Below are 11,707 nucleotides of genomic sequence, written 5' to 3'. Positions count from 1 at the left end.
CCGGCTCCTTGACCTGAAACACAACGCCTGCGGCGCATGTCAAGGCTTGATATCGCTATCGCTTGATGAGGATCCTATTGGTTTCCTTGACGACCTTGCGCACGGATTCAGGATTCTCCATCACCAACTAGTTGTGGTCTTTGAGTTCATTGCCAGCCGATTTGGAATCTGCGCCTGTCGAGAGCTGCGAACGCGCTTGGATAGGGGCGGAATCACGGTCATGAAGTTGCCAAGGCCAGCGCCCTTCGATCTCTACCTGCAGGGCCATACTCAGAACAGTGCGGATCAGAACTACGATCGCCAGCACGGCAACGTTTTCCAGTGTCGGCGCCACGACGACAGTGCGGATGATGTCGCCCGCCACCAGAAATTCAAGGCCGAGCACGATCGCGCCGCCGAAGTCCTGCCGGAAGCGCCGGACACTCGTCGCTTTTGTACCTGAAGCCCCAGCGGCCAGCCGCCCAGCAGCGATCAGGACACCTCCCGCAATCACCAAAACACCAGTAGCATCGAACGCCAGCCCCACCCACTCCATCACTTCGCGAAAGGTGTTCATGACATCAGGCGCAAGGCCCATTCTTCCGACGAAGATGGCCTAGTTCTTGCTTTTTCCACCGCCATTCCATGGTTCAATCGTTAGTCTAGGAGTCAAAATGAAGTCTACAGTCTTGGCTGCGGTCATATTTTCCCTCAGCACTGTCGTCGCGACCGACGCGCTCGCTCAACGCCACGACGAACCCGGCCGCCAGCACGGAGTCGTCCGAAGTTCCGGCATTGGCGTGATCACTGGCATCGATGCGCAAGGAAGGAAAATTACGCTGGAACACGAAACCATCGACAAGCTCAAGATGCCGCCAGCAACGCATGAATTCAAACTCAAGAACAACCAGACTTTGGGCAAATTCAAGGAGGGCGACAAGGTCGCCTTCGATCTAGAAAAATCCGGATCGGATCTTACGGTGGTGCGGCTTCGTAAGCGGAATTGACCTGGCCCCCCGGTCGACGCAGCGGACATGGAACAGGGGTGGGGCGGAATGAAAGCTTCATGGCTTGGCCCATGGCGATAGCATGATCAGGACCACAGGGGAGGATTACCTGCCCGACTCGTCGGGCTAGTAGCTTTCGGGAGACGGCTCTTCGAAGACGGGTGAGTCTATGGGGCAAGCCGATTTGTCGCAGGGCAGCTGGTTTTCAGTGAGGCTGAGCGCACGCTGTTCGGAATGGGCCAAGAAGCACAGGCTCGGCGAGCCACCTACGCCTGGCCCAATCACTCTGGTGATCTCGCGCCGCCCAAGGCCAGGCGCCTTCGCACTCTTGAGGCCGAGAACGCGCGGCTGATGACGCTGCTGGCAGTGCATCGAGACAACGAGGGGCGCCAGGAGATCCGACAAAAAATGGCGGACGCGCAGGCGCGGTGCGAGCAGAGCGTGTGTTCGCTTGCGAACGTGGCCCGTCCGAGCGAACCTGAGCAAGGAGCTAAGGCTGCCGGTTAAAGATAATCCGGTGCCGAGGGCTCAGTCGGAGCTCTCCTGCCAAATGGCTGCCGGCGCCACTCGGCTTCTCCAGCAACGCCGGAGGCCGTGATTGCGGCGTTCGTCATCAGCGGCGGATACAACCGGAACGCAAGGATCACTCAGGTGCTGCTGAGCGGCGAAGGACGCTTCGGCCCTTCAAGATCGCTATCGATTGATATTTGTCAATGTTCCTTCCAGCGCTTGTACGACAGTTGCGCATCGTTCTTTTTTTGCGGCGATGGAAGGATCCGCCATCCCCTTCGGCCGCACGTTCAACAACCTCAAAGGAGATCATGATGACTAAGCGAATCGGGTTGCTACGAGGACTTGCCATGGCTGCATCTGCCGGAACCCTAGTGATTGCGGCCGGATGCGCTTCGCGCCCGCCGGAGAGTTCAGTGCTTTTGCCGGCCCGGTCGGAGAGGGCGGTCAGCGAACTGGATCATGGAACCATCGCAGCCGAGTATGAGCGGCAAGCGGCCATTGACGCAGCCACGGCAAAGCGGCATTTTGGCTATGCGATCACGTACCGTAGAAACAGAACCCCAGCAAGCGGTGTAGAAGTACACGAGACATTGGCTCAGCACTGCGAGAACCTCGCCCGAAGCTACGAGCACACAGCCAATGAAAATCTCCTTATTGCGAAGATCCATCGGCAAATGGCGAAGCCGGCGAACTGACGGAGGCCAGTGGGGGATCTCAGCGGATTGGACTGAGTTCTTGCGGCGGTCGCAGCGATTAGTTACTGGTCCTATCGTTATTGCAAACGGTTTCAAGTACCGACAAGCTGAGTCAGCTGGAATCAAGCGAACCGAGTCCGGGGATGTACTTCGGTGGGCATGCGTCTCGTGGCCCTCAAGCCCCTCAAGCCCCTCAACGGAGCAGGCTCGTGAGTGCAGCGTTGGCCCGCGCGAAGGCAACCGGCGACCGCCAGGCTGCTTCGCGATGGAGCCTGAAGCCGTGCTCAACCTTGCCGAGTTGCTGGGCAAGCAAGAGGACGTAGTGCACAAGTCAACCGGCGACACGGTGGCTATCGAGCGGCTACTGGCGCCGATGGTACGCCGCGTTGTGATCGCAACCCCGGTTCAGGTACATCCCACCGCCTGAGCCAAGGTCAAGTTCGTCAAGTGACAAGATGACGCTGCCGCGCTAACCATCCCATGCAGCGGGCATCTCGCCCAAGGTTTGTATACCGAGCAATACGGTGAACTCGGAGCGCAGCTGGTCCCCGGGGCGTCGAGGCTGAACGGGCGTGCCGCGATGCGTTCCCACATTCGGCAAGGTCCAATTGCCCCACTGGACGAGGCGCTGAATACCCAGCGCTGCCGCGCCCCGCCAGCCGCTTGACCTGTGTGCCGCACCTAGGTTGATGATAGGCCTCTGCCGCCAATAGATGTTGATGGGAAAGGGGCGGAATGATGCTTCGAACTTGATCTGTATCAAAGGCCGTGTGTCAGGTGCGCCCCAAGATGCATCCATGACTGATTTCGCCGCTGAACCACGAGGCCGGCTACATGTTTCATCCCTTGTTCCACCAACTCTTCCCGGACTTCTACCATGAAGCAACTACTTTATGTCTCATCTGCAATCGGCATCGCCATCGCGATTGCGGCGATTCCCGCGTATGCGCAGCGACCGGCCGCAACAATGCCGACACCGGCGAACTCGGCGACTGTTCCAAGCGGTTGCGGCAAAGCGCCAGTGAAGCGTCACGACCACGTTGACGCACAGGGTTTCGGCATCAGCAGCGATTCGAAGGCTACCGGAGCGCCGTGCGGCCAGGGCGACGCCGCATCCGCTTCCGGTGAAAAAGTCAAGAAAAAGCCGTCACACAACCACGCGCAGTTTCATAAGAACCAACCCTAAATGGTGCATGCCGCGTCGAATAGGGACGCCTCCCCGCTCGTAGGGGCCGAAAGCCGCCTTGAATTCGAGAGCAAGGCAAGCAGGGTGGGCTTCACCGTCTAACCGAAAAGGTGCCAAAAATGTCGACCAAATATTCGAAGACTAGCCTGGTCACCGCCGCAACGGCGGTCACCATTGCGCTCACCATTTCGTCCCCGCTATGGGCGAGATCACCTACGGCCCAAGCGGCGAATCCAAATGAGGCGTGGAGCGGCCTCCGTTCACCCGAAGCTTTACCTTCCGGCTTCCGTCTTGCGATGATGGATGACATGGACAAGATGGAGAAAAAGCGTGGGATGGGCGATGGAATGATGAAAGGCAACATGCCTTCGGATGGCCCTATGCCCAGCACCGACTCTTCCGGCAGTATGCAAGACCCTATGGCCGCTCCGTCGAGTTCAGACATGATGGGTCGAATGCGTGGATCCATGCCGGCGCGGCGCGGCATGGGCAATATGGCACCCTCTGCAACTCTGCCCGGGTTTCCTGGTGCCTCCCACCTGTATCACATTGGCGCGACCGGTTTCTTTCTCGATCATCCACAGCACATTACCGTCTCGACAGAGCAGCAGACCGCTCTGAACCGGATCAAGGAAAAAGCTCTCCTGGATCGGACGAGCTCGGATCGTCGGGTCGAGGACGCCGAACAGGAGCTCTGGATGCTGACGGCGGCCGATACACCGGACGCCGCCAAGATCGAAGCGAAGGTTCGCGCCATAGAAAAGCTTCGCGGCGATCAACGCGTCGCCTTCATCAGGGCGGTCGGCGAGGCGGGAAAGGTGCTTACCTCTGATCAGCAAAAGGCACTGCTCGGCACCAAGCCAAGCGGGCCGTCGCCCGCTACCGGCAAGCCCGCACAGACGCCCGCGATGGCCACGCCGATGAAGATGGAGTGATGTAGAACTTCTTACCGGGGCACACGGGTTCTCAGCGCGTGAGTTCTTTCGAAGCGGATGTGAGCTTCTCGACGCGATGTCATCTATTTCTGCCCATCGACTCGTTGCGAGGCGCTTACCGGGCCAATTGAGGGGCGCGATGAAGCGACTTGCTTGTCTGGCATTGCTGGGTTCTCTGATCGGCAACTCGCCCGCTGCCGCTCAGTCAAAAGAGACCGAGCACGAGTCTCATCATCCCGGCGCAGCGCAGCCGTCCAATCCCGATCCATCCCCGTCCGCTGCAAGTGCCGGCGCCCCCATGGCAGGCGCCTCCGCGCCTGCGCAGGCTCCCGCTGCGATGTCGGCCCAGCCGGACGCCATGCAGGGAATGATGGGAAGCATGCAGAAAATGATGGAAGGGATGGTGGGAAGCGATGGCTGCTGCGGGGGTGGCGCGGGAAAGGAGATTTACCCGTTCCTAATGAGTCTGCCCACGCTGACGCCCGAAAAGCGTGCCGAAGTGCGCCGCCTCTCCGAGGAGCGCATCTACGAAGGCACGATGCTTTTGCAGACGGCGCAGCAACGCCTGTCGACTGCGATCGCAGCGGGCGATCACAACTCAGCCGAGAGCGCGCTGCAGCAGTCCCGCGACGGCCTTGGGCGTGTGGGCAGCGGCGTTGCCATGCACAAGCTTCTTCAGGAAGGAATGCCGCCTCAGAATGTCGCTTCGCAATGGTTCAAGCGCGAGATGAGCCTCGCGTCTCCCATTGGGAGTGAAGACTCAAGGAAAGTTCTCGGCGTCTTGCCATTGCATCTCTTCGTGATGGCATTGCTCATCGCGTTCGCGCTGGCGATGGTCGCCATGTACTTCTTCAAGATGCGCCGAACTGCTGCCCTCTTCGGGCGCATCGAGCCTAATCCGGGAGCGCCGCCCCCCGGAACGTCGCCGCCCCTTGGGGGAGCACCCAACCCGTCTCCACCAGCGGGTTCGCCCCCGGGATCGACGCCGCCGACTGGTGGAACGCCGCCGCCTGCCGACGCGCCGCCGACGGGAAAAGCATCCCCGCCTGTAGGCCCACCCTCGCAGCCTTCTTCCCCTGCTTCAGCAGCCAAGCCCGCGACCGCAACAGCATCGGCAATCGACGCTCCACAGGCTAACGTGGCGTCAGTTCCCAATGCGAAGTGGCGGGGCCAACTCCGCATCGGCAGCATCATCACGGAAACACCAAGCGTGAAGACCTTGCGTCTCCAGCCCATGTCCGGTGATGGCCCCATGCCTTTCATCTTTGCGCCCGGTCAGTTCCTCAATGTCGCATTCTCGGTGGGTGGGGCGAGGATGAACCGCTCATACTCCATCTCATCCTCCCCAACGCAGCGCAACCATGTCGACCTGACCGTGAAGCGAGAACCTCGGGGCGCGGTCTCGCGTCATGTCGACGATGTGCTCAAGGTTGGCGAGCTGATCGAAGCAGGAGGACCCGTCGGAAAGTCCACCTTTACCGGAACCGAAGCGGACAGCGTCGTCCTCATCGCGGGCGGTGTGGGAATCACGCCGATGATGAGCATCACGCGCTACCTTACGGAGCGGTCATGGCCCGGAGACATTTTTTTTGTCTACGCGTGCCGGGCCCCAGTTGATTTCATTTTTGCAAAAGATCTCGCCGAGCTTCAGCGTGTCAACAAGAAACTGCATGTCGCAGTGGCAATGGAGCATCCGGAAGGGACGGACTGGCAAGGGCTACGGGGACGCCTCACGAAGGAACTACTCGCGCAGGCTGTCCCTGACATCGCTGCGCGAAGAATCCATCTTTGCGGGCCGCCCGTGATGATGGACGCGGTCAAGGCGATCCTCACTGAGCTGAAGGTGCCACCCGACCAGGTGAAGACCGAAAGTTTTGGTTCAGCCGCGCCCACCCCCGCCGCAGCCGGGACCATCGCTAAATCCACTGCCCCCGCTACCGGCCCCCTGGTGACCTTTTCGAAAAACAACAAGTCCTCCAAAATTCATGTTGATCAGACCGTTCTTGAGCTGTCCGAAGAGCTCGACATCGGGATCGAATTCTCATGCCGCGTCGGCACCTGCGGCATCTGCAAGGTGAAGATGACTTCCGGCGAAGTCGAGATGGCGGTCGAGGACGGGCTTGATCCTGAAGACAAGGCCAACGGCATGATTCTCGCCTGCCAGGCAAAGCCCACCGGGCCTGTCACTGTGGAGGCGTAGCCATGAAATGGCCTGAACGTGAAGGCATCGTCGTCACCGGCGTGCTCAGCGTATTGCTTCTAGCCTGGCTCGGCTTCTTCCTGCACCGCTCGCCTCGCTTTCCGGGCAGCGGACTCGGAGCGGTATTCGGGATAGCGGGGGCCGTGCTCATGCTCGTCCCGCTTGCCTACCCGATCGCAAAGCGTATTTCCTGGTTCAACGCTCGAATCACACCGCACGTATCGATGAAGACGTTGCTTACCCTGCACGTCTATGCGGGTCTTCTCGGTCCATTGCTCGCGATCATTCACACGGGTCACAAGTTCGACAGCTGGCTGGGAACTGCGCTGACGGCAACGATGCTGCTCGTCGTCGTCAGCGGCTTTGCGGTTCGCTATCTGCTCACCTTTGTCGCCCATGAAATGAAAGACAAGTTGGCGTTGCTGCAGACCGCCAGAGGAGATCTCGACAATGCTTGGTGGAGGCTCGACAACTCCCCGGCTGAAATGAGAGTTCTTCCAAGGACGCCGGTCTTGACAGCAGCGATGGCATCACTCGGGCTCGACGTCCGACCCGCTGGCCCTGCTGGCGAGGCAGCCCGCATCGCCGAATCAGTGGCGGACCTGGAGTACTCGGTCCGCATGCACGAATTCTTCAAACGCTGGTTTGGCCGATCTCTGACGCTTCACATCGTTCTCTCCGTCATCCTCTATGTGCTGCTCGCGCTGCACATCGGCGCCGGCGTGCAGTATGGACTCAGGTGGATTTCGTAGCATGAGCAAAGCAAAATTCATCATCTCAGCGCTCGCTACTGCCGTCATCGCAATTGGCATCGGCGTCGACTGGAGCAAGAGCGACTCACAAACACGCACGTTCTGGCAACAAGCAGTAGCCCCGGGAACGCTGTCGCAGTCGCACGCGTTTCTTGCGAACAACTGTGCCGCTTGCCACACGCCAGTAAAAGGTGTCGAGCCCAAGCTTTGCATCGCGTGCCACGCCGACAACACGGCGCTGTTGCAGCGCCAGCCCACGGCGTTCCACGCGAACGTTCAGATTTGCAGCGGCTGCCATGTGGAGCACCAAGGAACGGCGCGGATGCCGACAACGATGGATCATGCACTGCTTGCCAGGACTGGTCATCGGGAAATGAAAGCCTTCGAGCTGGGCGTGGGACTGAGCGCCCCTGACGTTGAAGCGATGGCCAGTCTATTGAATCGGCTGCCGCGCCAGGAGGCGCAGACGCGGGCGCCCGACTCCCCTTACGCCGAGGTGAAGCAGACAAGCGTTCCTCCACTGCCCATCAATCATCCGCGTCTCGGTGCCGACGAGTCGATGCTCAATTGCGCCAGCTGCCATGCGACCAAGGATCGCCATCAGGGTTTCTTCGGCACGGACTGCGTGCAATGCCACGCCACGACCCAGTGGACCATCGCCGAGTTTGTCCATCCGTCGGCGCGCTCCACGGAGTGCGCGCAGTGTCATAAACCGCCGCCGAGCCACAACATGATGCACTTCTCGATGATGTCAGCCCCACTCGCGCGGCAACCGAATGCCAAAGTGAATCAGTGCTTTCTCTGTCACCAAACAACCGTTTGGAACGACATCAAGGGCTTGGGCTGGAAGAAAGTTCATTGAACTGAGACCAACGCGGAAAAGGATAAACATGGAGAGCGATCCGCTGTTCCTCGCCGCCGTTGTCGGCATGCCGGCGATTGCGCTTTTCTCCTCCCTGTTTGTGGGCAAGGCCGTGACATCGCCGCCCCCGGGTTCTTGGTTCTATCGGGCCGACAACTATTCTGACGCTTGGGGGTACGTTCGGTGCCGTACGGACGCTGAGAAAGTTTTCGGCTATACGGATAGGCTCACTGGCCTTCGCCACAGGCAAGCTAATTCTTGAGAACATGAACGCACTCAACCCTGAAAGATCGCCATGAAGACTTCAATATTGATTTCCGCAATCATCGCCTGTGCCTTGTCGGCACCAATCGCATCAGCGCAGGAAAAGCCCGCGCCCGCCAAACCGGCAATGAACATGGACATGGGAAAACCGGCGCAGGAAAGGCCCGCGCCCTCCACGCCAGCGATGAGCGAGGACATGGACAAACAAATGCCCAAGATGCAGGCGAACATGGAAAAAATGCAGCAACAGATGGAAAAAATCGGGGCGACCACCGATCCGAAAGAACGCCAGAAGCTGATGCAGGAGCACATGCAGACCATGCAGGAAAACATGAAGACGATGCGCGGCATGGGCGGCCCGATGATGAAGGGCGGAGGCAAGCCCGGCGGAATGATGATGGGCGACAAGCAAGGGAGCATGAAAGACGGCGACATGAAGAAGCGCCAGGAAATGACGGAAACGCGCATGGACATGATGCAAATGATGATGGAGCAGATGATGAAGCGCGATGAGGCTATGAAGCCAATGCCAGATAGGTAATCAAAAAACTTTGCGGCGGTGCGCAGCAACCCATGGCGAAACTCGCCAGAGGAGATGAAATCATGTATCAGCAGCGTATTGCATACCTCGGTGTATTGGCGGGTGCGGTTGTTTTTCGGCACCGAATCGCGCGGCAACCGAACGTCAAAGTAGATCCGTGCTTCCTCTGTCACCAGGCGACTTCCTGGAACGACATCAAGGGCGTTGGCAAGGTCACGCACCATTGATCGAGTCGACTTCCCCCGCCCCATAACGACATTGAACGAGATGAAAGCATGACCTATCAAAGCGTCAACCCTTACGACGGCAAGATCGTGGAAACGTTCGCGGAAATCTCCGACGAGCAACTTGAGACGTCACTTCAAATCGCCGCAGCTTGCTTCGAGACTTGGCGACACACGACCTTCGCCGAGCGAACTGCTGTGGTCGCAAGGGCGGCTGGCATCCTGCGCGCGCGCAGCGAAGAGTTCGCCCGCCCGGTGACGCTCGAAATGGGCAAGCTCATTGCTCAGGCCCGCGGCGAAGTGGCACTCAGCGCGGATATCCTCGACTACTACGCCAACAACGCTGAAACCTTTCTTGCGCCTCGGCGCCTCGAGCCGGACTCGGGTGAAGCCGTGGTCGAAAGCAGCCCGTTCGGCGTGCTTTTCGCCGTCCGGCCCTGGAACTTTCCGTACTACCAGCTCGCGCGCTTTGCCGCGCCCAATCTGATGGCGGGCAATGTCGTGATGGTGAAACACGCGGGCTGCGTGCCGCAATGCGCCATCGCCTTCGAGAAGCTGTGGTTGGACGCGGGTGCGCCAGCCGGCGCATACACCAATCTACTCGTCTCGTATGACCAAGTGAATCGCGTGATCGACGATCCGCGGATCAAGGGTGTTGCGCTGACCGGTAGCGTGGAAGCAGGCAAAGTCGTTGCCGCGAGAGCCGGACAAAATCTCAAGAAGTCGACGATGGAGCTTGGCGGCAGCGACGCCTTCATCGTGCTCGAGGATGCAGACCTCGACGAGTCGGTCAGGTGGGCGGTCTGGGGCAAGATGAACAACACCGGCCAGTGCTGCGTCGCCGCGAAGCGATTGATCGTCGTCGAAGGACTGGCCGACCGCTTTCTCGACAAGTTTCAGACCGCGCTGGAGGCACTCGAAGCAGGCAACCCGATGGATGACGCGACGACGCTCGGACCCCTGTCTACGGAGGCGGCCCTGGTCAAGCTGCTGGAGCAGGTCAATCGAGCCGTCGCCCAGGGCGCCACACTGGTGATGGGCGGCAAGCGCATCGATCGACCGGGCGCTTTCATGCAGCGACGATCCTGGCGGACATCAAGCCCAGCAATCCCGCCTACAGGGAGGAATTCTTCGGGCCGGTCGCGCTCTTCTTCCGAGTTAAGAACGAGGACGAGGCGGTGGCGCTCGCCAATGACTCGGAATTTGGATTGGGGGCCCGGTATTCACCAAGGATGTTGCGCGCGGCAAACGCGTGGCGAGCCGCGTCGACACCGGCATGGTGTTCAGCAATCACCCGACCTGGACGACTCCAGACTTGCCGTTCGGCGGCATCAAGAACTCCGGCTACGGACGCGAGCTCTACAGCATGGCATCCAGGAGTTCGTGAACAAAAAACTGGTTCGCGTCGCTTCGATCGACGGGCCGGCATAAGCGTCGCTTCCGGTCCGATCAACCGAGCGATATCCACTGATCCACTGATCCCATCCTGAAAAGAGGAGTTGCACATGGAACGCAGGATGCAAGCCGCCGTTGTCGAGCAGTTCGGAAAACCCTTGGTGCTTCGGGAATGGGACATCCCCTCCCCCGGGGCGGGCCAGATCCTGGTCAAGACCGAGGCCTGTGGTGTGTGCCACACCGATCTCCACGCCGCGCGCGGCGACTGGCCGGTGAAGCCCACACTCCCGTTCGTTCCTGGCCATGAGGGCATCGGGCTCGTCGCAGCCGTCGGATCCGGCGTGAACAGCGTGAGGGAGGGCGACCGCGTCGGCGTGCCGTGGCTCTACTCGGCTTGTGGTCACTGCGAGTATTGCCTGGCGGCCTGGGAGACCGTGTGTGCCCAGGCACAGTTCGGCGGCTATACCAAGAACGGCGGTTTTGCCGAGTACATTGTCGCCGACCAGAACTACGTCGCTCATGTGCCTTCCGGCCTTGCGGCGAAGGATGCCGCACCGATCATCTGCGCCGGCATCACCACCTACAAGGGGATCAAGGAGACCGCAGCGAAGCCTGGCGAATGGATCGCCATCTCCGGCGTCGGCGGCCTCGGTCATCTGGCGATCCAATATGCCAAGGTCATGGGACTCCACGTCTGCGCGGTTGACATCGATAGCGGCAAGCTCGCCCACGCCAAGCTCCTCGGCGCCGATGTCATGATCAATGCCAAAGAGGGCGACCCGGCAGCCGCGGTGAAGAAGGAGACCGGCGGCGGAGCTCATGGGGTTCTGATCACGGCGCCCTCGCTCGCCGCATTCAAGCAGGGCGTCGGCATGACCCGCAAGCGCGGCACCTGCGTCCTGGTCGGGCTGCCGCCGGGCGAATTTCCGGTTCCGCTCTTCGACGTGGTAGCGAATTGCATTACCGTGCGTGGTTCATTCGTAGGCACGCGCCGCGATATGGCCGAAGCGCTCGCCTTTGCCGCCGAGGGCAAGGTCAAGGCCGATATTGAGCTGCAGCCTCTGTCGGAGATCAACCGAATCTTCGAGCGGCTGGAGCATGGCGATGTACCGTCACGCGTGGTCCTCGAATTCGCAAGCGGCTGACGCGAACAA

Annotated in this window: 13 protein-coding genes and 1 pseudogene; 12 read left to right on the top strand and 2 right to left on the bottom strand. The window is 60.1% G+C overall.

Going from position 1 to position 11,707, the window contains the following annotated elements:
- Window positions 1–127: 127 nt before the first annotated feature.
- The gene (locus E5P3_RS34005) at window positions 128–556 is read right to left on the bottom strand and encodes a DUF1622 domain-containing protein (protein WP_162590443.1); all 429 of its coding nucleotides are present in this window, start codon (window positions 554–556) and stop codon (window positions 128–130) included.
- 97 nt (window positions 557–653) lie between these two features.
- Between E5P3_RS34005 and E5P3_RS34000 the strand changes: the two genes are divergently transcribed.
- The 8 genes from E5P3_RS34000 (at window position 654) to E5P3_RS33965 (ending at window position 8,129) form a co-directional block, all read left to right on the top strand.
- Window positions 654–986, top strand: coding sequence for a copper-binding protein (locus tag E5P3_RS34000; protein ID WP_162590442.1), 333 nt, complete (start codon window positions 654–656; stop codon window positions 984–986).
- 860 nt (window positions 987–1,846) lie between these two features.
- Window positions 1,847–2,194, top strand: coding sequence for a hypothetical protein (locus E5P3_RS33995; protein ID WP_162590441.1), 348 nt, complete (start codon window positions 1,847–1,849; stop codon window positions 2,192–2,194).
- A 265-nt stretch (window positions 2,195–2,459) separates the two neighbouring features.
- Window positions 2,460–2,621, top strand: coding sequence for a hypothetical protein (locus E5P3_RS33990; RefSeq protein WP_162590440.1), 162 nt, complete (start codon window positions 2,460–2,462; stop codon window positions 2,619–2,621).
- Between the two features lie 450 nt (window positions 2,622–3,071).
- Window positions 3,072–3,380, top strand: coding sequence for a hypothetical protein (locus E5P3_RS33985; protein WP_162590439.1), 309 nt, complete (start codon window positions 3,072–3,074; stop codon window positions 3,378–3,380).
- Window positions 3,381–3,499: 119 nt separating this feature from the next.
- Window positions 3,500–4,315 carry a periplasmic heavy metal sensor gene (locus E5P3_RS33980; RefSeq protein ID WP_162590438.1) on the top strand — a complete coding sequence of 272 codons (816 nt, stop codon included), beginning with the start codon at window positions 3,500–3,502 and terminating at the stop codon, window positions 4,313–4,315.
- Window positions 4,316–4,454: 139 nt separating this feature from the next.
- A complete protein-coding gene (locus tag E5P3_RS33975; protein WP_162590437.1) occupies window positions 4,455–6,515 on the top strand; it encodes a 2Fe-2S iron-sulfur cluster-binding protein in 2,061 nt (686 codons plus the stop codon).
- Between the two features lie 2 nt (window positions 6,516–6,517).
- Window positions 6,518–7,267 (top strand): hypothetical protein, encoded by a 750-nt coding sequence (locus E5P3_RS33970; RefSeq protein WP_162590436.1) that lies wholly within the window; start codon window positions 6,518–6,520, stop codon window positions 7,265–7,267.
- A 1-nt stretch (window position 7,268) separates the two neighbouring features.
- Window positions 7,269–8,129 carry a cytochrome c3 family protein gene (locus E5P3_RS33965; protein WP_162590435.1) on the top strand — a complete coding sequence of 287 codons (861 nt, stop codon included), beginning with the start codon at window positions 7,269–7,271 and terminating at the stop codon, window positions 8,127–8,129.
- A gap of 276 nt (window positions 8,130–8,405) precedes the next feature.
- Here the strand turns inward: E5P3_RS33965 and E5P3_RS36050 are convergent, their stop codons facing one another.
- A complete protein-coding gene (locus E5P3_RS36050) occupies window positions 8,406–8,591 on the bottom strand; it encodes a hypothetical protein (protein WP_232073637.1) in 186 nt (61 codons plus the stop codon).
- Here E5P3_RS36050 and E5P3_RS33960 point away from each other — a divergent pair.
- From E5P3_RS33960 to adhP, 4 genes and pseudogenes are all read left to right on the top strand, one after another.
- A complete protein-coding gene (locus E5P3_RS33960; protein ID WP_232073636.1) occupies window positions 8,590–8,934 on the top strand; it encodes a hypothetical protein in 345 nt (114 codons plus the stop codon). The genes E5P3_RS36050 and E5P3_RS33960 overlap by 2 nt on opposite strands.
- Window positions 8,935–8,966: 32 nt before the next feature.
- Window positions 8,967–9,161, top strand: coding sequence for a hypothetical protein (locus tag E5P3_RS33955; protein WP_162590300.1), 195 nt, complete (start codon window positions 8,967–8,969; stop codon window positions 9,159–9,161).
- Between the two features lie 48 nt (window positions 9,162–9,209).
- Window positions 9,210–10,589: pseudogene (locus E5P3_RS33950) on the top strand (NAD-dependent succinate-semialdehyde dehydrogenase).
- Window positions 10,590–10,663: 74 nt separating this feature from the next.
- Window positions 10,664–11,698 (top strand): alcohol dehydrogenase AdhP, encoded by a 1,035-nt coding sequence (gene adhP / locus E5P3_RS33945; RefSeq protein WP_162590433.1) that lies wholly within the window; start codon window positions 10,664–10,666, stop codon window positions 11,696–11,698.
- The last annotated feature ends 9 nt before the right edge of the window (window positions 11,699–11,707 follow it).

The organism is Variovorax sp. RA8, from assembly GCF_901827175.1.
In the GTDB taxonomy this organism is placed as follows: Bacteria; Pseudomonadota; Gammaproteobacteria; order Burkholderiales; family Burkholderiaceae_C; genus Variovorax.
This window is presented reverse-complemented; position numbering and strand designations above follow the sequence as displayed.